The 21,521-nt window shown below is 63.5% G+C and carries 26 protein-coding genes, 5 tRNA genes and 2 pseudogenes; 15 read left to right on the top strand and 18 right to left on the bottom strand.

What is annotated here, in order from left to right:
• Positions 1 to 4 precede the first annotated feature (4 nt).
• The 10 genes and pseudogenes from bet (at position 5) to ACE026_RS04435 (ending at position 5,139) form a co-directional block, all read left to right on the top strand.
• Positions 5 to 898 carry a phage recombination protein Bet gene (bet, locus tag ACE026_RS04480; protein ID WP_486038087.1) on the top strand — a complete coding sequence of 298 codons (894 nt, stop codon included), beginning with the start codon at positions 5 to 7 and terminating at the stop codon, positions 896 to 898.
• Positions 895 to 1,671, top strand: a complete 777-nt coding sequence (locus ACE026_RS04475; protein ID WP_486038085.1) for a lambda exonuclease family protein — start codon at positions 895 to 897, stop codon at positions 1,669 to 1,671. Before bet ends, ACE026_RS04475 begins: the two co-directional genes overlap by 4 nt.
• Entirely contained in the window at positions 1,671 to 1,892 is a 222-nt protein-coding gene (locus ACE026_RS04470; RefSeq protein ID WP_343313615.1) for a hypothetical protein, read from the top strand. Before ACE026_RS04475 ends, ACE026_RS04470 begins: the two co-directional genes overlap by 1 nt.
• Positions 1,889 to 2,119: a hypothetical protein gene (locus ACE026_RS04465; RefSeq protein ID WP_486038083.1), complete on the top strand. Its 231-nt coding sequence runs from the start codon at positions 1,889 to 1,891 to the stop codon at positions 2,117 to 2,119. Before ACE026_RS04470 ends, ACE026_RS04465 begins: the two co-directional genes overlap by 4 nt.
• On the top strand, positions 2,116 to 2,445 hold the full coding sequence (locus ACE026_RS04460) for a hypothetical protein (protein ID WP_486038081.1): 330 nt from the start codon (positions 2,116 to 2,118) through the stop codon (positions 2,443 to 2,445). Before ACE026_RS04465 ends, ACE026_RS04460 begins: the two co-directional genes overlap by 4 nt.
• Positions 2,442 to 2,663, top strand: coding sequence for a hypothetical protein (locus ACE026_RS04455; RefSeq protein ID WP_486038079.1), 222 nt, complete (start codon positions 2,442 to 2,444; stop codon positions 2,661 to 2,663). The genes ACE026_RS04460 and ACE026_RS04455 overlap by 4 nt, the downstream gene beginning before the upstream one ends.
• Positions 2,660 to 2,917: a hypothetical protein gene (locus ACE026_RS04450; protein ID WP_486038077.1), complete on the top strand. Its 258-nt coding sequence runs from the start codon at positions 2,660 to 2,662 to the stop codon at positions 2,915 to 2,917. The genes ACE026_RS04455 and ACE026_RS04450 overlap by 4 nt, the downstream gene beginning before the upstream one ends.
• Positions 2,914 to 4,035 (top strand): hypothetical protein, encoded by a 1,122-nt coding sequence (locus ACE026_RS04445; protein ID WP_486038075.1) that lies wholly within the window; start codon positions 2,914 to 2,916, stop codon positions 4,033 to 4,035. The genes ACE026_RS04450 and ACE026_RS04445 overlap by 4 nt, the downstream gene beginning before the upstream one ends.
• A pseudogene (locus ACE026_RS04440) lies at positions 4,022 to 4,186 on the top strand (helix-turn-helix domain-containing protein); the annotation flags it as partial. The gene ACE026_RS04445 and the pseudogene ACE026_RS04440, both read left to right, overlap by 14 nt.
• Positions 4,187 to 4,209: 23 nt before the next feature.
• The gene (locus tag ACE026_RS04435) at positions 4,210 to 5,139 is read left to right on the top strand and encodes a tyrosine-type recombinase/integrase (protein ID WP_486038074.1); all 930 of its coding nucleotides are present in this window, start codon (positions 4,210 to 4,212) and stop codon (positions 5,137 to 5,139) included.
• 66 nt (positions 5,140 to 5,205) lie between these two features.
• On the opposite strand, the gene ACE026_RS04430 is transcribed toward ACE026_RS04435, so the two are convergent.
• From ACE026_RS04430 to ACE026_RS04420, 3 genes are all read right to left on the bottom strand, one after another.
• Positions 5,206 to 5,292, bottom strand: a tRNA-Leu gene (locus tag ACE026_RS04430).
• A 66-nt stretch (positions 5,293 to 5,358) separates the two neighbouring features.
• On the bottom strand, positions 5,359 to 6,768 hold the full coding sequence (gene hemN / locus ACE026_RS04425) for an oxygen-independent coproporphyrinogen III oxidase (protein ID WP_486038072.1): 1,410 nt from the start codon (positions 6,766 to 6,768) through the stop codon (positions 5,359 to 5,361).
• Between the two features lie 44 nt (positions 6,769 to 6,812).
• Positions 6,813 to 7,250, bottom strand: a complete 438-nt coding sequence (locus tag ACE026_RS04420; protein WP_486038070.1) for a group III truncated hemoglobin — start codon at positions 7,248 to 7,250, stop codon at positions 6,813 to 6,815.
• A gap of 188 nt (positions 7,251 to 7,438) precedes the next feature.
• Here ACE026_RS04420 and ACE026_RS04415 point away from each other — a divergent pair, with 188 nt between their 5' ends.
• Together ACE026_RS04415 and ACE026_RS04410 are read left to right on the top strand one after the other, a co-directional pair.
• A complete protein-coding gene (locus ACE026_RS04415; protein ID WP_121041710.1) occupies positions 7,439 to 7,732 on the top strand; it encodes a hypothetical protein in 294 nt (97 codons plus the stop codon).
• A 101-nt stretch (positions 7,733 to 7,833) separates the two neighbouring features.
• Positions 7,834 to 8,823 carry a 4Fe-4S dicluster domain-containing protein gene (locus ACE026_RS04410; RefSeq protein WP_486038287.1) on the top strand — a complete coding sequence of 330 codons (990 nt, stop codon included), beginning with the start codon at positions 7,834 to 7,836 and terminating at the stop codon, positions 8,821 to 8,823.
• A 55-nt stretch (positions 8,824 to 8,878) separates the two neighbouring features.
• Here ACE026_RS04410 and ACE026_RS04405 read toward each other — a convergent pair whose 3' ends face one another.
• From ACE026_RS04405 to ACE026_RS04375, 7 genes are all read right to left on the bottom strand, one after another.
• Entirely contained in the window at positions 8,879 to 9,127 is a 249-nt protein-coding gene (locus tag ACE026_RS04405; protein ID WP_019183363.1) for a hypothetical protein, read from the bottom strand.
• Positions 9,128 to 9,398: 271 nt separating this feature from the next.
• Complete coding sequence (locus ACE026_RS04400) at positions 9,399 to 9,860, bottom strand: BLUF domain-containing protein (RefSeq protein ID WP_486038068.1); 462 nt, start codon at positions 9,858 to 9,860, stop codon at positions 9,399 to 9,401.
• A 150-nt stretch (positions 9,861 to 10,010) separates the two neighbouring features.
• Positions 10,011 to 12,065, bottom strand: a complete 2,055-nt coding sequence (locus tag ACE026_RS04395; protein ID WP_486038066.1) for a hybrid sensor histidine kinase/response regulator — start codon at positions 12,063 to 12,065, stop codon at positions 10,011 to 10,013.
• Positions 12,055 to 13,644, bottom strand: a complete 1,590-nt coding sequence (locus ACE026_RS04390) for a DUF7125 family protein (RefSeq protein ID WP_486038064.1) — start codon at positions 13,642 to 13,644, stop codon at positions 12,055 to 12,057. The genes ACE026_RS04395 and ACE026_RS04390 overlap by 11 nt, the downstream gene beginning before the upstream one ends.
• A gap of 42 nt (positions 13,645 to 13,686) precedes the next feature.
• Positions 13,687 to 13,760 (bottom strand) — tRNA-Cys (locus ACE026_RS04385).
• 77 nt (positions 13,761 to 13,837) lie between these two features.
• Positions 13,838 to 13,913, bottom strand: a tRNA-Gly gene (locus ACE026_RS04380).
• A 146-nt stretch (positions 13,914 to 14,059) separates the two neighbouring features.
• Positions 14,060 to 14,135, bottom strand: a tRNA-Gly gene (locus tag ACE026_RS04375).
• 207 nt (positions 14,136 to 14,342) lie between these two features.
• Between ACE026_RS04375 and ACE026_RS04370 the strand changes: the two genes are divergently transcribed.
• Entirely contained in the window at positions 14,343 to 14,693 is a 351-nt protein-coding gene (locus tag ACE026_RS04370; RefSeq protein ID WP_486038062.1) for a hypothetical protein, read from the top strand.
• Positions 14,694 to 14,943: 250 nt separating this feature from the next.
• Here the strand turns inward: ACE026_RS04370 and ACE026_RS04365 are convergent, their stop codons facing one another.
• Genes ACE026_RS04365 through ACE026_RS04355 form a run of 3 tightly spaced genes read right to left on the bottom strand, consistent with a single transcriptional unit; the run spans position 14,944 to position 16,493 of the window.
• Positions 14,944 to 15,327 (bottom strand): hypothetical protein, encoded by a 384-nt coding sequence (locus tag ACE026_RS04365; protein ID WP_486038060.1) that lies wholly within the window; start codon positions 15,325 to 15,327, stop codon positions 14,944 to 14,946.
• A 27-nt stretch (positions 15,328 to 15,354) separates the two neighbouring features.
• A complete protein-coding gene (locus ACE026_RS04360; protein ID WP_486038058.1) occupies positions 15,355 to 16,179 on the bottom strand; it encodes an IS3 family transposase in 825 nt (274 codons plus the stop codon).
• Positions 16,179 to 16,493: a DUF1153 domain-containing protein gene (locus ACE026_RS04355; RefSeq protein ID WP_486038056.1), complete on the bottom strand. Its 315-nt coding sequence runs from the start codon at positions 16,491 to 16,493 to the stop codon at positions 16,179 to 16,181. Before ACE026_RS04355 ends, ACE026_RS04360 begins: the two co-directional genes overlap by 1 nt.
• Before the next feature lie 42 nt (positions 16,494 to 16,535).
• Here ACE026_RS04355 and ACE026_RS04350 point away from each other — a divergent pair, with 42 nt between their 5' ends.
• Positions 16,536 to 17,309 (top strand): RHS repeat domain-containing protein, encoded by a 774-nt coding sequence (locus ACE026_RS04350; protein ID WP_486038054.1) that lies wholly within the window; start codon positions 16,536 to 16,538, stop codon positions 17,307 to 17,309.
• A 7-nt stretch (positions 17,310 to 17,316) separates the two neighbouring features.
• Positions 17,317 to 17,664: a hypothetical protein gene (locus ACE026_RS04345; protein ID WP_486038052.1), complete on the top strand. Its 348-nt coding sequence runs from the start codon at positions 17,317 to 17,319 to the stop codon at positions 17,662 to 17,664.
• Between the two features lie 402 nt (positions 17,665 to 18,066).
• On the opposite strand, the gene ACE026_RS04340 is transcribed toward ACE026_RS04345, so the two are convergent.
• From ACE026_RS04340 to pgsA, 5 genes and pseudogenes are all read right to left on the bottom strand, one after another.
• On the bottom strand, positions 18,067 to 18,300 hold the full coding sequence (locus ACE026_RS04340) for a hypothetical protein (RefSeq protein ID WP_486038051.1): 234 nt from the start codon (positions 18,298 to 18,300) through the stop codon (positions 18,067 to 18,069).
• A 138-nt stretch (positions 18,301 to 18,438) separates the two neighbouring features.
• The gene (locus ACE026_RS04335; RefSeq protein WP_486038049.1) at positions 18,439 to 19,377 is read right to left on the bottom strand and encodes a hypothetical protein; all 939 of its coding nucleotides are present in this window, start codon (positions 19,375 to 19,377) and stop codon (positions 18,439 to 18,441) included.
• Between the two features lie 24 nt (positions 19,378 to 19,401).
• A pseudogene (locus ACE026_RS04330) lies at positions 19,402 to 20,638 on the bottom strand (IS3 family transposase).
• Between the two features lie 131 nt (positions 20,639 to 20,769).
• Positions 20,770 to 20,845 (bottom strand) — tRNA-Gly (locus ACE026_RS04325).
• Between the two features lie 46 nt (positions 20,846 to 20,891).
• Positions 20,892 to 21,515, bottom strand: a complete 624-nt coding sequence (gene pgsA, locus ACE026_RS04320) for a CDP-diacylglycerol--glycerol-3-phosphate 3-phosphatidyltransferase (protein ID WP_486038048.1) — start codon at positions 21,513 to 21,515, stop codon at positions 20,892 to 20,894.
• Between the last annotated feature and the right edge of the window lie 6 nt (positions 21,516 to 21,521).

The raw sequence follows: 21,521 nt of genomic DNA, 5'->3' as shown, positions 1-21,521 counted from the left end.
CCCCATGAACCAGATGACCACCCGCGCCGCTGCCGGCGAACTGATCACCGAAGAACAGGCCTACGCCATCCGGACTGCACTGAAGACCAGCCTGTATCCCGGCGCCAGCGATGCGTCCGTGGACCTGGTTCTCGCCTACTGCAAGGCGGCCGGCCTCGATCCCATGAAGAAGCCGGTCCACATCGTGCCGATGTGGGACGCCAAGGCGCGCACGACCCGCGACGTCGTCATGCCCGGCATCGGCCTGTACCGGACAGATGCTGCCCGTACCGGCGAGTTTGCCGGCATGTCCAAGCCGGTTTTCGGGCCGATGGTCACCGAGCAGATTGGCAACCGGGATGTGACCTTCCCCGAATGGTGCGAGGTCACGGTCTACCGCCAACTGCGCAGCGGCCACATCGCCGAGTACACGGCGATCGAATACTGGATCGAGAACTACGCCATCAAGGGCGGCAAGGACCAGGACCAGTCGCCCAATGCGATGTGGTCGAAGCGCGCGCGCGGTCAGCTGGCGAAATGTGCCGAGGCCCAGGCGCTGCGCAAGGCGTTCCCCGAGGCGGTGGGCTCCCAGCCGACTGCCGAGGAAATGGAAGGCAAGGAGATCATCGAAGGCGAGAGCGCGCGTGGCGACCGCCGACCGCCAGCGGGCGTCATTACCCGGCAGGCGCCGGCCGCCCCGGAAGACACCGAAGAGCGGCGCGTGCTGTACGCCCACCTGCAGGAGTTCGCAGAAACGGGCATGGCCGAGTACCAGGGCGTGTGGGGGCGGCTGACCAAGGAACAGCGGCAGATGATCGGCACGTCCGGGCACGAAGCATTGAAGGCGGTTGCCGAACGTGCCGACGCGGTCGACGCTGACGCACAGCAGGATGCCGCCGATGAAGAGGTGCCGCTGTGATCCTGCTCCCCTGTGACCAAGGCAGCCCGGAATGGCACCGCGCACGCGCGGGTGTCATCACCGCCAGCATGTTCGCCACCGCGCGCTCTCGCGTGGGCGAGCTGACCGACCAGCAGCGCACATTCGTGGACGCCGTGCTGTCCGGCCTGTCGGAGAAGACCGCGGCCGAGCGTGCGGGCTACAAGGCCGTGCCGCGCTCGGCCATCATCGAGAAAGCCATCGCCGGCGAGCCGGTGGGCGATTTCAGCGAGGCTGCCAAGAACTACGCCTTCCGCCTGGCGATCGAGCGGATCAGCGGCGACCCGCTCGACGAGGGGTTCGAGACGTTCGCCATGCGCCGCGGGCACGAGCTGGAACCGGCAGCGCGTGCCGAGCATGAGCTGCAGTCAGGCCTGATCGTGCAGCGCGCCGGGTTTGTCCTCACGGACGACGAGCATTACGGCTGCTCGGCAGACGGCCTGATCAGTACCGATGGCGGCTCTGAATATAAGTGCTTCATCAACCCGGAGAAGTTGCGCGCCTTCCACATCGACAACGATGCGAGCGAGGTGTTCGAGCAGGCGCAGGGCTGCATGTGGATCACCGGCAGGAAGTGGTGGCACATCGGCCTCTACTGCCCGGCGCTGGAGTCCGTCGGCAGGCAGCTGTGGTGGCGCAAGTTCGACCGCGACGATGCCTTCATCGAGAAGATGACGGCGGACCTGGAGCAGTTCCGCGGCATGGTCGACGGCTTCGAGCGCGACCTGCGCGGTCCGGTAGCGGAGGCCGCCTGATGGACGTTCGCCTTTACCCCTGCCACGCCAAGTCCACCCGCCGCGCCGGCCTGGCACGTGCGGCCCTGTTCGCCCACGTCATCGACGGCAAGAGCTACACCACCAGGCAGGTGGCCACGCAGCTGGGCCTGTCCCTGCACGGCGCGGCCAGGCGGATCAAGCGCGGCCCCTACCCGCTGACCTGGTCGACGCTGCAGCAGTCCCGGCTGGTGAAGTCATGAGCCGCAAGACCTGCACCGGCTGCTGCCGCCGCCTGCCGCTGGAGTCCTTCCCCAACGCGGGGAAGCGCGGCAAGGAACCGACCTGCTTCATGTGCACCAACGACGCCCGCCGCCTGCGCACGCCGCTGCCGGCGATCAAGCGCGACCCGGTGCAGGTCCAGATCAACAACACCTTCAACCTGTGGCACGGGCCGGTGAGCCGCGTGCTGCTACGGAGCCACGCATGAGCAAGATTCCCGCCACGAAGGAAGTGACCAGCGCCGCTGAGGCGTTGGATGAAGCAATCACCAAGTTGAAGAAGGCCGAAGATGATTACCTGAAGGTCAAGGGCCTCGGTCAGACCGGCTACAACGTCAGCGTGAATGGCGTACAGATCGCTGTAGCAGTCATGGACCCGATCAGCTACACCGGAAAAGTGGTCCGTGGCAGGGAAATGCTCCACCTCGGCGCACTCAAGGCGATGCAGGGAATGATCGACGCTTGGAAGGCAGAAGTAGTCCGGCGGCGTGCGGTACTGCGGCAGCTGGCGGCTGACCTCGCGGAGGCCGTATGACCAGCATCCACGTGAAGCCGCTGTTCGACACACCGACCCGGCAGCAGAAGGAAACCGAGTCGCGCACGATCGCCGCCGCCCTGGAGCGCTTCCGCAAGGCTGGCGGGAAGATCGAGGTCTTGGGCATCACCGCGATCGACAAGGCCGGTATCAGCCGCCGGCAGGTCGTCGAGGGTGGCGCGGAGCAGCGCAAGGCCGCGAAGGCAGGCAAGCCATGAGCCGCCCCGTCACCCGCCGCGCGCCGCAGCGTAACGGCGGCTTCTCCTGGGGCCGCTTCCCGATGGGCAACACCGGGATCGTCTGCTACCGCCTGTTCCGCCGCGACCTGACCGGCGCGGTGCACATCCAATCCCTGCACTTCTACCCGCGCGACCAGCGCCGCGAGGTCGCACTGGCGCTGCGCCAGGCGTGCCACCGGCTGCGCGATCGCGTCGACGAACTGGACCTTGCCGCACTGGGAGTGACCGCATGAACACCGAACGCACCGAGAAGTTCGTCAACGCCATCGCCTGCGACCTGGAGGAAGACGGGTTCCGGCAGGTCAGCGGCACCACGCTGCGCCGGACGCTGGCCACCGCTGTGAGCGCGGCGCTGCCGCTGCTGGCCGATACCGGAATCCCGGCATCGCAGCCCGCAGAGCTGGCCGAGCAGCAGGGGGTGCTTCCGCCGCTGCCGCCGGTCGATGGATACGACAAGCGTGTGCAGGGGCATTATTCCGCCGAACAGATGCGGGACTACGCACGCAACGCCATCCGAATCGCCAGGCAGGAACAGGATTGCAGCGGACTTGACATCGACAAAATGGCGCAAGAGCTGCTAGAGCGACACACTGTTGCGGTCCCCGTAGCAGTTGAGGATGGCCGGTGCTTCATGGTCCGCGAGCAGGACGCGCTGGATGCAATACGGACCGCCCTTGCCGCAACTGGCAAGCAGCAGGTTGGCGAGGTGCAGGGGGATGGGCGCTGGATCAAGCAGACAAAGTTCTATGACCCGAGCCAGCCGCCCGAGGTCTGCACCGGAAACTGCACCGAGGCGGCGCTGGCATCCCTGTTCGGTATCCGGCTGGAGGATGTGCCCAGCATGCAGGGCCTGGTCGCCAGCGATTACTGGGAAGCGCTGGAGGCGTTCGTACTCTCGCGCGGATACGGGCTGTCCATGCAGCCTGCCAGCCACCGCCCGGCAGGGCTGTACCTAGCCGATGGTCCCTCGGCGCGCGGGTGTGGGCATTTCGTAGTGATGCGGGGCGGCAAGATGGTCCACGACCCGCATCCGTCCGACGCTGGCCTGCTGGAGGTCGAGCATGTGTGGTCCCTGATGGTGCTTGACCCTGCCGCCCTCGCCGCCCGCCAGCCGGGGGCGCAGGAAGAGCTGCACGGGTTCCTGAAGAACAGCACGCCACTACGTGAGGCGGCACTACGCGCCCTGGGCTTCATCGACCGCAGCGACGAGCATGGCCGCACCGCCTATGACTGCCTTCGCAGGGAGTTGCACGCGGAATGCGCCGCCCCGCCCGGCGCCGCCGGCACTTCCCATCCAACCGGAGCTGTTCGCATGATCAACCATAAAGGAGGCTGCCATGGGAGCGGCTGAGAAACTGATGACCCTCGCCCAGGCGGCCGACCGTTGCGAGTGCTCCACGAAGACACTCCGCCGGGCGATAGACGCCGGCCAGCTCGCAGCCTGCCGCCTCGGGCAAGGCCCGAAATCGGATCGGATTCACCCCGCTGACCTGAACGCATGGTTGGCAAAATGCAAGGTCAGGACATGCCAGTCACCAAGCGCCCCAACGGCCACTATCAGGTCACCATCGGATACGGCGGACGAACGTATCGCAAGACTTCTCGGCTCTGGTCGTTCGCAGACGCCAAGGCGTTCGAGCGCAAGTGGCTCGCCTCCGTCAAAGACGTTGCGGCTGGTCGCGAGCCGGAAAGACTGATCGGCGATGCCCTGGAGAAGTGGTTGATCGAGCATGTGCCGCGGTTGCGGTCGGCGAACAAGACGCGCGCCCATGTCAGGGCGCTGATGCCCTACACGAACGGGCGCAAGCTGTCGGAGGTGTCGAAGGTGTGGGCCGAGATCAAGGCACAGGAAATCCACCTCGCGCCGGCCACCGTGAACCACAAGGGCCGAATCCTGCGGCAAATCACCCGGATGGCGTGGCGGGAGTGGGGTTGGCTGGAGCGGCCGGCGGCGATTGGCCTGCTGCCGGAGAAGCCGCGCGAGACGTTCCTTACGACCGAACAGGTCGAGGCACTGGCGAGGGCTTGCCCGAATCCATTGGCGGGCGACTACGTGCGCCTGGCGGCCTACACGGGCATTCGCCGTGGGCACCTGCTGCGGCTGACCCATCACGAGGTCAAGGAGGGCTTCATCCGGCTGGACCGGACGAGCAAGACGAGCTCGCTGCAGCTTGTGCCACTGCACCCGAAGGTGCTGGGGATCGCTCACCGGCTCCCCCTGCCGATCTCAGAGGACCAAGTCAGGTCGTCGTGGGCGGCGGCGCGGGAGGCCTGCGGCCTGCAGGACGTGCGCTGGCATGATCTGCGCCATACGTGCGCGTCCTGGCTGGTGCAGGCCGGGGTGTCGCTGCACACGGTTTCGGAGGTGCTGGGGCACAGTTCGCTGGCGATGACGAGGCGGTATGCTCACCTCGCGCCGGGCCATCTGGCCGATGCGATCAAGAAGCTGGCCTGAGCGTTCACTGCACAAAAACTGCACAGGCCAATTCTTGTGCGGTTGTGGATAACAGGCTGAAAGCCTTGGTGCCCGGGGCCGGAATCGAACCGGCATGGGGTCGCCCCCGGCGGATTTTAAGTCCGATGCGTCTACCAGTTTCGCCACCCGGGCAACGGCGCGCATAGGGTGCCTGATCGCACCGCTTTTTGGAATGCATGCGCGCCGCTGCGGCCCCGCTCAGATCGCGCGGGAATACCGGACGGGTTGGTCCGGCTGCGTCAGATAGCGGTCGAAACACATCGCCAGCAGCCGCAGCAGTGGGCGCCCGCGCTCGCTCGCGCGCACCACGCCCTGCGCGTAATCGGCCAGGCCGTCCGCCTGCAGTGCCGCCAGTGCGCGCAGCCCCTCGGCGAAATACGACTCGAAGTCCACGCCGTGCCGTGCCGCCACGGCAGCCCCGTCCACTTCTCCTTGGCACATCAACTGGCCGATCACTTCCGCGCGCAGCACATCGTCCTGGTCCAGGGTCAGGCCGCGCCAGACCGGCAACCGCCCTGCATCGACCGCCGCTTCCCAGGCCGGTAGTTCACGCGGGTTCTGGCTGTAGGTCTCGCCGATATGGCTGATCGCGCTGGCCCCCAGGCCCACCAGATCGGTATCGGCGTGCGTGGTGTATCCCATGAAGTTGCGGTGCAGCTGGCCCGCGCGTTGTGCACGGGACAGGTCTTCTTCGGGCAGCGCGAAGTGGTCCATGCCGATGTACTGGTAGCCCGCGTCAGAGAGGCGCTGCACCGCCAAGCCCAACAAGGCCAGCTTCTGCTCGGGGCTGGGCAGATCCGCATCGGCGATCTGGCGCTGCGCACGGAACAGGTGCGGCAGGTGCGCGTACCCGTACACCGCCAGGCGATCCGGTCGCTCGCGCAGCACGGTTTCCAGCGTCTGCGCGAAACCGGGGAGTGTCTGCTTCGGCAGGCCGTAGATCAGATCGACATTGACCGAGCGCAACCCATGCTCGCGGCAGGCACGCAGAATATCCAGCGTGGCCTCCACGCCCTGCTCGCGGTTGATGGCCTTCTGTACGTCCGGATCGAAATCCTGCACGCCGAGGCTGGCGCGGTTGAAGCCCAGCTCGGCCAGCACCGCGATATCGGCGCGTGTGACGAAGCGCGGGTCGAGCTCGATGGAGAAGTCGCGCGCGGCCGCCGTGCTGAAGTTGAAGCGCTGGCGCAGCCCATCGATCAACTCGCGCATCTGTGCCGGCGCCAGGAAGTTGGGCGTGCCACCGCCGAGGTGCAGCTGGATCACTTCGCGCGCCGGATCGAACTGCGGCGCCATCAGGTCCGCCTCGCTCAGCACGCGGGCGACGTAGCTGATGCCTTTGCTGTGATCGCGGGTGATGACCCGGTTGCAGCCGCAGTAGAAGCACGGGCTGCTGCAGTACGGCACATGCACGTACAGCGACAGCGCGCGGCCCCGGCGGTTGCTGTCCACGATGGCCTCGCGCAGGGCCAGCTCACCGTAGCCGTCATGGAAATGCGGGGCGGTGGGATAGGAGGTGTAGCGCGGGCCCGGCCGGTCGTGGCGACGCAGCAGCTCGGGATCGAAGTGCCAGGCGAGCCCGGCGGCGGCAGGCGAGAAGGTATCCATGCCGCCAGCTTGCGGGTGCGCGGGTGCGCACGCATTGCGTCAGATCAATTCACACCTGGGCGGCCCGCGATCGGCAGGCTTGGCCAGCGCAGCATCTGGAAGCGACGCCAGAACGTGTCGGCGATCCGCTCGGCCACATCGTCGGCGAGCCGCTGCATCGGTGGATTGCTGCATTCGGCGGTGGTCTGCCGGAACAGGGCCAGCCAGCGGTCGAACAGGTCGCGGTCGAGCTCATCCATGGCCATGTGCTTGGGCATCGGCGCGCCCTTGAAGCGCCGCGTGCCGCGCAGCATCGCCGACCAGAAATCGACCAGCTGCGCCAGATGCGCATCCCAGTCGTGGATCCGCGCCGTGAACACCGGACCCAGGCGCGGCTCCTCGCGGACGCGCGCGTAGAAGTCGTGCACCAGGCGGGTGACGTCCTCTTCGCTGCACAGGTCCAGTGCCGGGAGAGGCAGGAAGTTGTCGGTGGGATCGGACATGAACACCCTCGGGCAGCAACGCCCAGCATCGGCGGCAGGACCTGCCGCTGCCTTGATCAGGATCAATGAAGGCGGCGGCGAAGCCTTCTAGTCTGGGAGCTCGACAGGACGCGCGCACTCGCGATCCCGGCCCCCGGTCGGCGCGAAGTATAGCCGTGCCCTGCCCCCTCCTCCTGACCGTGGCCGCAATGAACGACCTGCACGACCCGCCCGACGGCAGCCGCCGACGGCTGATCCAGCAATGGGGCGCCATCCTGTGGCCCAGCTTCGTCGCGGCTGGCCTGGCCAGCGTGGTGTTCTTCGCCTTTGTCGACCCGCTGCGCCTGCGCGACATCAGTTTCCCGCAACACGAGATCAGCCGCGAGCTGGGCTACACGCTGGGGTTCTTCATGTTCTGGGCGGTCACCGCCGCCGCCAGCGCGATCACCTGGTACCTGCTGCGGCCGATGCCCAGCGACGATGACGACCTGCCACTGGGGTGACCATGACAGACCGCCTCACCCTGCATCTGGTCGATCCATCGCCCTCGCCCTCGGCCCCGGGCCGGCGCGCGCCGCTGCGCTGGCGGCCACTGCTCTCGGCCATGCTGCTGGCCGGCTTCTATCTCCTGCCGTGGCTGCGCTGGGAGGGTCGCCAGGCGCTGTTGTTCGACCTCACCGCGCGCCGCTTCGATCTGTTCGGCTGGACCCTCTGGCCGCACGACGTCGGCATCCTGCTTGGCTTGGCCGCCGTGCTGGCCACCGCGCTGGTACTGCTCACCAACCTCGCCGGCCGGGTGTGGTGTGGCTACGGCTGTCCGCAGACCTTGTGGAGCCGGTTGTTCCGGTGGATGGATCAAGGCACCGCGCGCTGGCTGCCGGCCACAGGTGCAGCGCGTGCGATCAAGCATCTGCTGTGGCTGTTGGTGGCCGCGTGGACGGGCATCACCTTCGTGGGCTTTTTCAGCCCGATCCACGGCCTGGTCGGTACGCCGTGGCCACCGGTCTGGAGTGGCTGGGAAACGTTCTGGATCGTCTTCTATGCGGCAGCCACCTGGGGCAATGCCGGCTTCCTGCGCGAACATGTCTGCCGCGAGCTGTGTCCGTATGCGCGCATCCACGGCATGTTCTGCGACAACGACACGCCGCGCATGCAGTACCACGCACGCCGCGGCGAACCGCGCGGCCCACGCGTGGCTGGGCTGGGCGGTGTCCAGGCGCGGGGCCGCGGACTGCTTGATCCCACCAGCGCCAGCGACTATGCGTTCCGCGCCGCGCACGAGGATATCGCCGGCCCGATGCCGCACTTCAGCGCCGATCGACTCGGCGATTGTCTGGATTGCGGGGACTGCGTCAGCGTCTGCCCGATGGCGCTGGACGTACGCGCCGGGCCGAACGCTGATTGCATCAGTTGTGGCGACTGCCAGGATGCCTGCGATGCGCGCATGCGTGCCTGGCAGTTCCCACCGGGATTGCTTCGTTATGCGCGTCCATCGGCCATGCAGCACCGCCCGACACGCTGGGTCCGCCCGCGCACGCTCGCCGCGGCCGGCACGCTGTTGGCGCTGCTGGCCATCGGTCTTCATCACCTGTAGTGGCGCCGCGTTGGCGGGTGTCCCCGTATCGTTTCCCCGGTCCCCCGACCCGGTTTCAGCGCGCGCGCGGGCGTGCGCTGCGCGGCGGCACCAACTGGGCGCGCCGCACGATCCCCAACTGTTCGATGATCAACGCCAGCTCATTGGTGACACGGGTTCGCGCGGTGCCCTGCGCGGGTGGGACCAGGCGCTCGAGCACGCGCTGGTAGGTGGACCAGAATTCCGGGCCGCAGCCATGTTTCACGTAGCTGGCTTCCAGCTCGGTTCGCACTCCGTCAGCCAAGTCATGTTCGCCGTATTCCATACGACCTCCGTGGGACTTGCTTGCTTCAGGGACGACAAAACCCCCTCAGGGGGCGGATTCACTTCGGGTTCACCTAAAATTTGCACGGCCATCGCATTAAGTCAATTACCCGAAGGATAAAAGCCACGCCCCCGATGAACCGTTCATACAACCTCCGGACCCGTGCCTGCATCATGCGGGGCGGATACTGACAACAATATGTCAGGGCGGCGCTCCCGATAATCCGCGCCTGGCCGCCACTCCCCGGGAAGCTGCACAGGGGCGGGCAATCTCACTCAGCCGCCGAGCGGCTCTCCTGCAGACCCGCGCGCTCGGGCAGGTGCGGCGCGACGAACTGCATCAGACGTTCCATGGCACTGTCTGCCGGCGGTCCGCCCGCGGCGCGATCGGCAAACGCCTCCCACTCTCCGGCAGACAAAGTCTCGACCAGGGTCGGCTCCACGCCCAGCCAGCGCATGCTCCAGTAAGGAAAGTAGCGCGCAGGCACGCGGGCGTGACCGAGTTTGCGGATGTTCCGATGGCTGCGGGCCTGCAGTACGCGCTCGTGTACTGCCGACACCCCATCATCCGGGCCTTCGAAGTACTGCAGGAAACGATTGCCATCGCAGAGAAGCACACCGGTGACCCCGGCCAGGCTGTTGAAGCGGATGGCATCCTCGACAAGTGCATCGAGATGCTCCGCGGACAGCGGGCCCGCAACGTCGCTGACATACGCGATCGCGCAAAGGGGCATGGGTAAACTCCGACGATTTCAAAGCACTATGCTGGCACTTTCAGGTATCTAAATAAAGCCGCTGCCTGAAGCATTCAGAACACACCTGAAACGAAAGTCTCCCGTCCTAAACGCTTTCACCAGACAGGGCACACGCCCAGCGCTGCGGGGTTACCGATGCCCCGACATCGAGCTTCGTACCGCCTCACTGAACGCATCGAGCAGGAACGGCTTGGCAATCATCGCCATGCCATTATCGAGGAATGCCGAGCGCTCCTGTGCTTTCTCTGCGTAGCCGGTCATGAACAGCACCGGCAACGAGGGCCGCGATTGCCTGGCGATTTCGGCCAGTTGGCGTCCGTTGAGGCCAGGCAATCCGACGTCGGTGATCAGCAGGTCGATCTTCTTGGATGAGCCGAGGATCGGAATGGCGCCATCGGCATCCCCCACGACTTCGGCCGTATACCCGAGGTCTTCCAGCACCACGGTGACCAGCATGCGCACCTGCTCGTCGTCCTCCACCACCAGGATCGATTGCCCGGCGCCGAGCGACACCGGCTGTGCGCACGGTGCACCGTCGTCCTCAGCCGCGTCGTGCACCACCGGCATGAACAACGCTACCGTGGTGCCCTGCCCTGGCGTGGAATCCACCGTGATGTGGCCGCCGGACTGCTGCATGAAGCCGTAAATCATCGACATGCCCAAGCCTGTGCCCTTGCCGATCGGCTTGGTGGTGAAGAACGGCTCGAAGACCCGCTCGACCACCTCCGGTGGCATGCCGGTGCCGGAATCGGAGACCGATACCACGGCGTACTCGCCTGCCGGAATGGTCGGCACTTCGCCCTCGGCGGCGAAAACGTGCGAGGTCCGCAGGATCAACTCCCCCCCTTCAGGCATCGCGTCACGTGCATTGATCGCCAGATTCAGCAGCGCACTTTCGAACTGGTTGCTGTCCAGGTTGGCGCGCAGCGGTGCGTCACTGGTCGCCATCTGGATGCGGATCTTCTCGCCCAGCGTGCTGCGCAGCAGGTGCTGGACCGATCCAACCAGCGCGTTGAGTTCCACTGTCTTCGAATCCAGCAACTGCCGTCGCGAAAACGCCAGTAAACGCTGGGTCAAGGCCGCCGCGCGCTGGCTGGAGGCGGTGGCCGCATCCAGGAAGCGCTCCATCCCTTCCATGCGCCCCATGTCCAGGCGCATGCGCATGATGTCCAGCGAGGAGAGGATGCCGGTCAGCATGTTGTTGAAGTCGTGCGCGATGCCGCCGGTCAACTGCCCGATCGCATCCATCTTCTGCGACTGGCGCAGGGCCGCTTCGCTGGCTTCGCGTGCGGCCATCTGGCGCTCCAACTCGGCGGTGCGCTCGGCCACCATCGCTTCCAGATCCTGCGCGTGCTGCTGGCTGGTCTCCAGGGCGAGTTTGGACGCGGTGATATCGGTCACGAACACATGGAAGCCGTCGGGCTCGCCTGCGGTGTTGAAGCGCGGCGAATAGCGGATTTCACTGTCGCGCCGGCGGCCGTCACTGAAGGGCCAATTGACCTCGAAGACGACGTGTTCGCCCGCCATCGCACGCTCGATCATCGGCCGGCGCGTCGCCCATACTTCTTCTCCGAATACCTCCGGCACGCGCTTGCCGATCACCTCCGAGACGGGACGCTCGAACCAGGATTCATACGCCTTGTTCGCAAAACGATACTGGAGATCACGGTCGATGAAAGCGATCAGGACCGGCATCGCATCGGCCACCAGGCGCAGTTCTGCTTCGCTGCGCTCCAGTGCGGCACGGCCATCGGCCAGCGCCTGCATCTGATCGCGGACCAGGAACTGCTTGTCGCGCGCACGCAGCGCACTGCGCACGGAGCTGAGCAGCGAGCTGCTGCCCAGCGGCCGGTCCAGTTCGATGATGTTGATCGACAACTGCAGGTCAGGATCGGCCAAGGGGCGCTTCTGCGAGCGCGGCGAACGCAGCAGAATGAAGGGGATATCCGACCAGGACGGTTGCTTGGCCAAGGGCTCCAGCAACGCGGCGGTGCCCTTGGCGACCGCCTCTTCGGTGACGACCACCGCGCCAACGTCATCATCGAGCGCGTCGGCCAGCCGTGGCAGGCTCTCCTGGATGGCGGTGCGCAGCCCGGCGGCAGTGAGTACGCCGGCAATGCTCTGCGCATCGCGCCCGAACGGCGCAACGATATGCACCACACCGGAAACGGCGTCACTCTGCACGGGTGTGGCCGAGCAGATGCGCCGTATTACCCACGAATTCCGGCGTGCCGGTCAGAATGCCCTTGAACTCATTGAGCGGGGCGCTCAGCGAAATCCCCTTGCCGTCGATCTTCAGCTCGCGGATCGTATTCTCGTGCGCACCGCCCCGATTCTTGATCACCGAGATCGCCTTGCGGATGCGCCCCTGCGATTCGAAGAAGCGAAACAATACGACCGAGTCGGCGATGTAGGAGACGTTGAGATTGCCGGTCGACATCGTGCCAACCAGGCCATGCTGCGGATTGATCAGGATGGTCGCCACGCCCTTCTGGTTGAGATAGGACAGCATCTCGTGCAGCTGAAGCATCAGCTGCTTTTCCTGGGGCATCGCAGTGACGTAACCGTTGAGGCTATCGATCACCAGCAGGCGGCAGTGGCGCTCCTCGACTGCACGCCGCATGTTCCAGGCGAACTCGCCCGGTGAGATCTCGGCCGGATCGACCTGGAAGATTTCCAGCAGGCCCGACGCCAGGTGCTTGCTCAGATCGATATCCAGCGACTCAGCGCGGGCCAGCAGGGTGCCGATGCGCTCATCGAACTCGAAAATGCAGCAGTGTTCACCGCGCTCGCAGGCCGCCCAGACGTACTGCAGCGCCACATTCGTCTTGCCGCTGCCAGCCGGGCCGGTCAACAGCGTGCTGGTGCCCCGCAGCGGACCGCCGCCGAGCAGACTGTCGATCTCGCCGACCCCGCTGCTGATCGGCGTGCCGTTGAATGTGGCATGGTGGTCCGAGGCGATCAAGCGCGGGAACACCTCCAGGCCGCCTTCGCGGATGGTCATATCGTGGTAGCCGGCGGTGAAGTTCACGCCACGCAGTTTCTGCACATGCATCCGGCGGCGGGCCGGGCCGAAATCCAGCGTGAGCCGTTCCAGCGACACCACGCCATGACACAGACTGTGCAACTGGCCATCGCGCTCCTCACCGGAGGCCGTCATGTCATCGACCAGCACCACGGTCGCGCTCTTGGGCGCGAAGAACTGCTTGAGCGAGAGGATCTGGCGGCGATAACGCAGCGGATCCTGCGACAGCAATCGCAGCTCGGACAGCGAATCGAACACCACCCGATGCGGCTTGATGCGCTCCACCTCGCCGAGGATCAGCTTGACCGTTTCGTCCAGCTCGACTTCCCAGGAGTGCAGTACCGACTGCATCCGTCCATCGCCCAGCGCTTCCTCGGCCGAGGCCAGCTCGAACAACTCCAGCCCCTCCAGGGACCAGCCGTGCGCATTGGCAACTTCGCGCAGCTCGTCAGCCGTCTCGGAGAGCGTGATGTAGAGGCAGCGCTCGCCCTTGCTCAGCCCGTGCAGCAGAAACTGCAGGGACAGCGTGGTCTTGCCGGAGCCTGGCGGTCCTTCCAGCAGGTACAGCCGCCCCTGCGGGAAGCCCCCGCCGAGGATGCTGTCGAGGCCTTCGATACCCGTCGCTACGCGTGCTTTTTGTGTCTGCATAAGGCTGCCAAAGTGGACGGCCGCAGCATACGAAGCGCGTTGTGTAGGCCCTGTCGGCTCTGGCCTCCGAAACTGAATGGAGGCCCACAACGCACAAAGCCCGCTTTCGCGGGCTCTGGGCTACTTTCTATTTGGAGGCCTGGGTCGGAATTGAACCGGCGTACGCGGATTTGCAGTCCGCTGCATGACCACTCTGCCACCAGGCCGGTGACCCTACGATCATCGAAGGCGTGTTGCGTGCCCCGATAAAACAAGACCCCGAGAACGGGGCCTGGTCAGGATTTGGAGCGGGAAACGAGACTCGAACTCGCGACCTCAACCTTGGCAAGGTTGCGCTCTACCAACTGAGCTATTCCCGCAAAATCAAGCGTGTATGTTACCGAAACCACTCGAAACACACCAGCTTTTTCACACTTTTTTTCACATCCCGGCCGATGCTTCCGGACCGGATGCCCGCGTGCCACCGCGGAGAAAAACAAGGCCCCAAGGGGGCCCTGTCGAAATCTGGAGCGGGAAACGAGACTCGAACTCGCGACCTCAACCTTGGCAAGGTTGCGCTCTACCAACTGAGCTATTCCCGCAGACTTTCGCTTGCCCCGACCGCACCGCACCCTGAGGCGCTGGAGGCTGTCGGCCCCTCGACCTGCGTCGAAGGAGCGCTATTCTGTCGGAATTCCTTCACGCCGTCAACATCCTTTTCCCACCAAGTCAGTGCGCTACCCCGACCTGCCCCGACGCCTTCACAGCGCTGGCGCAGCGCCTCCTCGCCCCACCTGAATCCTTCGGCCATGCCAAGCCATTCCCGTACCGCCCGCCTCGCCATCGTCATTGCGATCAGCCTCCTCGCCGCCACCCTCCTCCTGGGTGCAACGACGCACGCCTTCTCCAACGCCTGGCTGATGCTGACCGACAGAAGCAACGTGATTCCTGCCGAATCCTCGATCGTGTCGTTCGATCCCTACGTCATCAACCAAGGCTCATCGAACTACTGGCTGTACGGCAAAGACCGCACGAACTACTACCACTTCGCACATACGGAGCAGGCGCTCTACGTGTACGTGCCCATCGAAAACAGGTGTCCGGGGTTCGACCGCGGGAACATCCGCACGTGGTGCAACGTCCGGATCGGAACGCACTGACTGAGGATCACAGCTGAACGTGCATCGCGCAGCTCGGCAGCAATCTTCTAGGACGACCAGCGATACAGAGCGAGTCGAACGTCGAGGTACTTCGACCCAGACGCCTGGCAATGGTCCGTAGGCGTCTTACATTCTGCCTTTCGATCTGGACGACAGCGAGCTCTTCCGCAGCAAAATGCGCAGACATGCCGACATCATGCTGATGTGTGAGTTGTCGCACTTGGCAATCGAGTCTATGCAGACAGCGTAGTCAATCACCTGTTCTCGTAGACTGAAACAACTCCCTCCCCTGCCCGTTCTTCAGCAGCTCATACATCACGGCCAGAAACACGTTACGGGTGGATTCATCGCTGAGAAGCCTGGTCGCCATGCTGGTGTGGCTGCCCATTGCCGCTGCGATGGCCGCCACTGCCTTGGATGGAAGATCGGCTTTCATGGCCTGCTCCAAGCTGTTGTTCTGTATCTGAGCCATCACTGTGCCGTCGGAGCGAAATTTTTCAGAAATGTGCACAGCCAGAGCCACTTGATCAGTATCTGTAATATGCTTGCCGAAGGCATTATTGAGCTTCTCAATCAACTCAGTCAGATATTTCTTTTCGCGATCACGTGCATCACGCTGGCCACTGTCACTCATGTAATGACCCACCGGTTCCTGCTCAGGTCATGCGGTTAATGTAGCGGCATAAGCCGCGTCCGGGGTCATCATCTTCAGCACCTGATGTGGGCGCTGTTGGTTGTAGAAGCCAATCCAGTCGCCAATGATCCGCTGGGCATGGACTTGGCTCTCAAAGCGGTGGCGATGCACGCACTGCTCCTTGAGTGTCCGGATTACGCGCTCCACCATCCCGTTCTGCTGCGGGCAGTGCGGCGTGATGAATTCCTGTTTCAGGCCGTAGCTGCGTACCAAGCGCGTGTAGTCACGGCTGGTGAAGACCAGACCGTTATCCGAGCGCAGCAGGAAAGGCTCCGGCACACGTCCCAGCGTGCCAAAGCGGGTGATCAAGGCCTGCTCCAGAGCGGCCGACGCAGTGCTCGCCTTGCCGGTGCGTGACAGGTGCCAGCCCAGCAGCTGCCGCGTGCTGCAGTCGATCACCAGCGCCAGACTCAGCCAGCCGTCCTTGCCGCCCCATACACGGCACAGGTCCGTGGCCCATCGCTGGTCGGGTCGTTCGGCACGAGAGACCTTTGCCTGGATCCTGGGCCGTTGCCCAAGTGCGCGCTTGCGCACCTGCCAGCCCTTGAGCTGGAGGATCCGCTGGACGGTGTTCTTGTTCATGCCCAGCAATGCAGCCACCGTGCGGTAGCCGAACGACGGCTCCGCCTCGATCATCTCCTTGATCGGCTCGGCAAGCTCCGCTTTGACCTTTGCAGGCGAACGGGTCGGCTTGTAGTACGTGGTCCGCCGCGCCACGCCGCACCACTGGCACAGCTTGGTCATCGGTATCGCTACACCTTCGTCCTTCAGCCCCTGCTGGACCGAGAGCATCAACTCTCGTCCTTTCCCAACAGGGACGCCAGCTTTTCTCGGGCGCGGATCTCCAGCATGGCCTCGCCGTAGGCTTCCTGCAGGTCTTTGAGCTGGCGCTCATACTGCTCGCGCACGTCCTCCGGCTTGGCCCGCAGCGCGTTCTCCATGCCGCTCTTGCCATCGTCCACCCAGCTCTCGATCTCCGCCGGCGTCAGGTCGAACTGGCGACTGGCCGCAGCCACGGTGGTCTTGCCCTGGATGATCTCAAGGACCAGTGCCGACTTGCGACGGGCCGTCCAACGCTTGATCTCTTCTTCCATCACTTCGCTCATCGGTGTCTCCTTCGGGGAAAGTAACGCCTGAGCAGGAAATCAGTGGGTCATTACATCTATGCCGATGTCGGCAGCTACGAGCCACTGGCGCGACTGGATGGCAAGCCGGGGTGCGAAGAGTTTTTCTACTTTCATACCAACCTCGCGGGGCTGCCTGAACAACTGACTGATGCCGAGGGCGGTACGGTGTGGCACAGCGAGTACCAGACCTGGGGCAAGTCACGGGAGGAATGGCGCAGCGCGCAGCAGACCAGGGAGCAGAACCTGCGCTTTCAAGGGCAGTACCTTGACCGCGAAACAGGGCTGCACTACAACACGTTCAGGTTCTTTGATCCGGAGGTGGGGCGGTTTACGCAGGCGGATCCGATTGGATTGGCGGGTGGGGTAAACTTTTATTCATATGGCCCCAACCCAATGGAGTGGATCGATCCTCTGGGGTTATCTGCAGTAAACCCAAAGACGATTTTGTATTCACAGGATGACATAAACCATATATTTGAAGACGGCAGAAACGTCAACGAGCTAAAACACCGACTAAAAAATGACCCATCATATGCCCATCAGATTGAACCTATCCGCAAAGTCAGAATGCATCACTTACCTGATGACCTTCAGGTAAAACTAAAGTCTCAAGGAGCACACAAAGACTCGGTTTTTAGCTTGGATAACAGACGGCTTTATGCCGCCAAGGAAGCAGGAATCTCTAAAATCCCATCTCGATGGGCGACTCCTGCAGAATTAGCCAGCATTAGACTTGAACGAAGATTTACCACAAAAAATGGTGGGAAATCCATAAAGAGCAGAGGTTGCCCTTGATATGAAAATGAAGTCAATAGAAACAAAATATGGCGTCATTTACGGTCGAAATGCATTGATCTTATTAAGCACCGGATTAAACCTCCATCCATTCACGCTAAATATTAAAGCGTCCCTTTCACTGTCAGCCTGCAAACCTGAAGTCATCAATGTGCCTGACGAAACCATCACATTCATATTCGAAAAAATAGAACACCTTTCAATATATAAGCTAGATGACTATCCAAATGAAAAATACACAAACTCAAGCTTTGACGAAATCGAAGGTGAATATAAAAACAACAAAAAACGATTTGCACTAACGACTTACGACCATGTTTTCGATGTAATCGGGCATTGTAAAGTCATATACTAATAGCAATCAAAGCTGCCCGTGCAACGTACCATTCAAAATGGTGGCTGCGTACGGGAGACCTTCGGGTCTGCCGGGTTCCTTTTGCGTCGGTCTTGCAGACCCGCACGTAGCCGCCACCCAGTTGACGATTTTTTGTGTCTGCTGTTCCGTGTCATGGCGGCTCTGCGTGGGGCGCACGCGTGCGCACCGGGTTCCTTGATTCCCGGTCTACCAACTTGCGTACAGCCGCCGCCCTTCGTTTGGTAGCGATAGGTGTCGACTCCATGGAAGCGCAAGCGGTAAACGAGTAACGACGTGACACTCGGCGGCGCATTGCGGGTCAAGGCGAGTCGTCGCACCGCCGCTCCCTCATCTGCTGCAACGCGCAATCGCCTGTGAGATCTGCGTTCTCAGCCCTCCCCACTACACCACCAAAATCGCCTCACACACATCAATCGACGGGATCGGCACCGTGCAACGGCGCGTGTCGAGCCATTGGCGCATCTTGCAGGCATCAAAAATCTGCCCCTCGTCCATCATCGCCAAGATGAGCGTTTGAGACATACGGTAACACCCACAGTGCAGGCAGCGTCGCCCTTCCCACCCGTCCGGGCAGTCGATGACCTCAGCGTGGCCCGCGCAGATCAGGCAGCTCATGCAACCCCCCGGCTTGTTTTTGTTGGCGGGAAAGACAGCGTTTACGCACCACAAAACTACAGAGTGCGAATGGCACATGAAAATTCCATGCCAGCCTTGCCGATGTCTCCCCGCGCAATGCGCCGGGCGCCCTGTCTGTCAGCGCGCAGGCGCCAGCGTGAACAGCCCCTGCAGCCGCCGCGCCAGCAAACCACCAAAAGCCAGTACCGGTATCACCGCACACGCCGCCGCCAACCACAGCACCGCCGCAAACCCATGCCCGACCAGTTGCCCGGCCAAAGCCGGGCCGGCCATCGAGCTCAGGGCAAACGCCCCCGGTATCAGCATGATCGAGCGCCCGCTGCTGTCCAGCCGGGCAATCGCCGCGGTCTGGTACACGCAGCCCCAGGTGAACCCCACCTCCCAGATCCACGCGCCGGCGGCGTACATCACAAAGCCCTCGGCATTGCCCAGCAGCATCAACCCCGCCCCCAGCACCACCAGCACAATGACATGCGGCACGCGCACGCCCAGGCGGTCGCCTACCACCGCCAGCGCCAGCGCGGCCGCGCCGCCCAGCAGCTTGAGCACCGCGAACACAATGCCCAGCTCCGTCGGCTTGAGCGCCAGGCCATGGCCCAGACGCTCCAGAAACGCCCACAGCCCGATCTGCCCCGCCCCAAACAGAAAGAAGAACCCCAACGCCGCATACGCCGCCGCCGGCAAGTGAAAGCGCGCCAGCAGCGAGCCCGGGTGCACGGGCACCGTTGCACCGATGAAGTCCTGGCGCCGGGGCAAAACCAGCGCACTGAGGCTCAGCAGCAGGATGATCGCCGCCAGCATCAACGCCGCGCCGGCATAGTGAAAATACGCAATCACCAGCGACGGCAAGGCGAACAGCACCGCCGCCACCACCCCCAGTTCGATGCCCAGGCGCATGCCCAGGGCACGTTCCTTGTTGGCCATCGCGCCCATGATGCGCATGCCCAGGCAGGTCATCAGCGCGGCAAAAAAGCCGATCACCGCCCACAACGGCAACTGCGCCGTGGCCGGCAACCAGGACGACAGGGCATGACCCGTCCTGCCATAGGTTGACACCTGTGGCGGATGATCCAGCCGCCGCTAGGCGGCCAGGGACGCCCCATGCACCGCATCGGGCGTCTGCATTTTAAGGGACAGATGTGGCCGCTCGGCGTTATAGATCGCCACCGACTCGGCCACCATCTGGCGTGCCTGCGCGAGGTCTTGAGGCCGATACAGCAGGAACTCACCTTTCAAGATCCCATTCACCCGTTCGGCCAGCGCGTTCTGGTAGCAGTCGTAGCCATCGGTCATCGAGCAGGTCACGCCGTGCTTGGTGTGGATCTTCTGGTAGTAGTCCGAGCAATATTGGATGCCACGGTCGGAGTGGTGGACCAGCCGTTGGCGCGTCTTTCGCCCCTTCAACGCCATTTGCAGGGCTTGGGCGACCTGCTCTGTCTGCAACGTGTCATGCACGCTCCAGCCTACGATCTTGCGTGACCACGCATCGGTAATCAGGCTCAGGTACACAAACTTTCCCTGCGTAGGAAGATAGGTGATATCAGCCCCCCCCATACCTGCTCGCTGCCGGTGGGCACTACGCGCCGTTCGCCAGCCTTGAGCAGGTTGGGGTGACGCCGGAAGCGGTGATGGCTGTTGGTTGTCTTGTGATATGCACGCCGCATGAGCACCAGGAGCCGGGCATCACGAAGGACACCAAACAGGCGGTCCCGCCCCATCGCTATTCCCGATGCCTGCAGTGCCGGCCTGATCAGACCGTGGAGCTTGCGGGTGCCGATGCGTGGCTGACGGGCCCGATAGCCACCCACCAAGGCGATCGCCCGTGCGCCCTCGACCAGTTGCTGTTGCTGGCGATGGCCGGCTTGGTAGTACGCCTGCCGACTAATGCCGAAATGTCGGCAAGCCCTTGCCACGCTTAGGCCTTGGAGCCGCCCTTGCGTGAGGACTTGCCGGAAGGCTTTTTTACGATCCGCACCCCGTAGTCCTCCTTGAGAACATCGACGATGGCTTCGAAAAGCTGCGCTTTCTCGTTGGCTTCCCGCAATTGCACCTGCAAGGCCTTGATCTGTTGTTCCGGCGTCAGCGGCTTGGCCGCCCCGCTTTTGGGTGAAGTGGTCATGGGGGCAGATGATGCACCACCCGACCAATCCTGCCGACCATGACGGCGAAGCCAGCCAAGCACGGTGCTCCGTCCTTGGATCCCGTAGCGCTCCTGGGCCTTTTTGTAGGTCAGTCCCCCGCGCTCGACCTGGTCGACCACCGACAATTTGAAGGCCAGCGAGTAATCCCGCTGGCTGCGCCTGAGTGTTGAATCCATTGAACATTCCTCTTCCTGTGGGAAAAGGTGTCAACTCAATTCAGGACGGGTCACACAACGAAAAAAGGGCCCCTTAAAGGGGCCCTTCTTTCTGACGAATTACAGATCTTTCAATCTGTAGCTCCAAATACTGGAGCGGGAAACGAGACTCGAACTCGCGACCTCAACCTTGGCAAGGTTGCGCTCTACCAACTGAGCTATTCCCGCTTGGGAGGCGAAATTCTACAGCCAAATGCATCCCTGTCAACAGCCCTTAAGCATTCTTTTTTGCTTTGGCATTCTCACGCGCGAGGCGTTCGTCTTCGCGCAGGCTCGGCCAGGCGGCGTGCAGGTACTGCAGGCCCGACCACAGCGTCAGGATCGAGGCGATGGCCAGGGTCCAGTCACCGATGTGGAAGACCTCGGTGCCCATCCAGATGTCCTGCATCGGGGTGTGCGGTGCGACCGAATACAGCAGGCACAGCAGCGCGACCATCTGCGCGGTGGTTTTCACCTTGCCGATCACGGCCACACGCACCTTGGCACGCTGGCCGATTTCCGCCATCCATTCGCGCAGTGCCGACACGGCGATTTCACGGCCGACGATCACGGCTGCCCAGACCGCCATCCACGCGGTGGGGTGGCCCTGCACGATCAGGAACAGCGCCACGGCCACCATCAGCTTGTCCGCGACCGGGTCGAGGAAGGCGCCGAATGCGGACTGCAGGTCGTAGCGGCGGGCGATCCAGCCGTCGAGCCAGTCGGTGAGTGCAGCCAGGCCGAAGATCGCCGCCGAGGCGAAATTGGTCCACTTGTAGGGGAGATAGAACACCAGCACCAGGACGGGGATCATCAGGATCCGCAGCAGGGTCAGCCAGGTGGGGAGGGTCAACTTCATTGCGTC

The sequence above is a fragment of the Stenotrophomonas sp. AGC87 genome (genome assembly GCF_057333975.1).
Note: the sequence above shows the minus strand (reverse complement) of the source record. Positions and strands in the feature narration are given on the sequence as shown.

Excerpts from the sequence above, each read along its gene's own strand:
- bet (WP_486038087.1), top strand. The coding sequence starts at position 5 with ATGAACCAGATGACCACCCGCGCCGCTGCCGGCGAACTGATCACCGAA.
- ACE026_RS04470 (WP_343313615.1), top strand. The coding sequence starts at position 1,671 with ATGGACGTTCGCCTTTACCCCTGCCACGCCAAGTCCACCCGCCGCGCC.
- ACE026_RS04465 (WP_486038083.1), top strand. The coding sequence starts at position 1,889 with ATGAGCCGCAAGACCTGCACCGGCTGCTGCCGCCGCCTGCCGCTGGAG.
- ACE026_RS04460 (WP_486038081.1), top strand. The coding sequence starts at position 2,116 with ATGAGCAAGATTCCCGCCACGAAGGAAGTGACCAGCGCCGCTGAGGCG.
- ACE026_RS04455 (WP_486038079.1), top strand. The coding sequence starts at position 2,442 with ATGACCAGCATCCACGTGAAGCCGCTGTTCGACACACCGACCCGGCAG.
- ACE026_RS04450 (WP_486038077.1), top strand. The coding sequence starts at position 2,660 with ATGAGCCGCCCCGTCACCCGCCGCGCGCCGCAGCGTAACGGCGGCTTC.
- ACE026_RS04445 (WP_486038075.1), top strand. The coding sequence starts at position 2,914 with ATGAACACCGAACGCACCGAGAAGTTCGTCAACGCCATCGCCTGCGAC.
- ACE026_RS04435 (WP_486038074.1), top strand. The coding sequence starts at position 4,210 with ATGCCAGTCACCAAGCGCCCCAACGGCCACTATCAGGTCACCATCGGA.
- hemN (WP_486038072.1), bottom strand. The coding sequence starts at position 6,768 with ATGGATACCTTCTCGCCTGCCGCCGCCGGGCTCGCCTGGCACTTCGAT.
- ACE026_RS04420 (WP_486038070.1), bottom strand. The coding sequence starts at position 7,250 with ATGTCCGATCCCACCGACAACTTCCTGCCTCTCCCGGCACTGGACCTG.
- ACE026_RS04415 (WP_121041710.1), top strand. The coding sequence starts at position 7,439 with ATGAACGACCTGCACGACCCGCCCGACGGCAGCCGCCGACGGCTGATC.
- ACE026_RS04410 (WP_486038287.1), top strand. The coding sequence starts at position 7,834 with ATGCTGCTGGCCGGCTTCTATCTCCTGCCGTGGCTGCGCTGGGAGGGT.
- ACE026_RS04405 (WP_019183363.1), bottom strand. The coding sequence starts at position 9,127 with ATGGAATACGGCGAACATGACTTGGCTGACGGAGTGCGAACCGAGCTG.
- ACE026_RS04400 (WP_486038068.1), bottom strand. The coding sequence starts at position 9,860 with ATGCCCCTTTGCGCGATCGCGTATGTCAGCGACGTTGCGGGCCCGCTG.
- ACE026_RS04370 (WP_486038062.1), top strand. The coding sequence starts at position 14,343 with ATGCCAAGCCATTCCCGTACCGCCCGCCTCGCCATCGTCATTGCGATC.
- ACE026_RS04365 (WP_486038060.1), bottom strand. The coding sequence starts at position 15,327 with ATGAGTGACAGTGGCCAGCGTGATGCACGTGATCGCGAAAAGAAATAT.
- ACE026_RS04360 (WP_486038058.1), bottom strand. The coding sequence starts at position 16,179 with ATGCTCTCGGTCCAGCAGGGGCTGAAGGACGAAGGTGTAGCGATACCG.
- ACE026_RS04355 (WP_486038056.1), bottom strand. The coding sequence starts at position 16,493 with ATGAGCGAAGTGATGGAAGAAGAGATCAAGCGTTGGACGGCCCGTCGC.
- ACE026_RS04345 (WP_486038052.1), top strand. The coding sequence starts at position 17,317 with ATGAAGTCAATAGAAACAAAATATGGCGTCATTTACGGTCGAAATGCA.
- ACE026_RS04340 (WP_486038051.1), bottom strand. The coding sequence starts at position 18,300 with ATGAGCTGCCTGATCTGCGCGGGCCACGCTGAGGTCATCGACTGCCCG.
- pgsA (WP_486038048.1), bottom strand. The coding sequence starts at position 21,515 with ATGAAGTTGACCCTCCCCACCTGGCTGACCCTGCTGCGGATCCTGATG.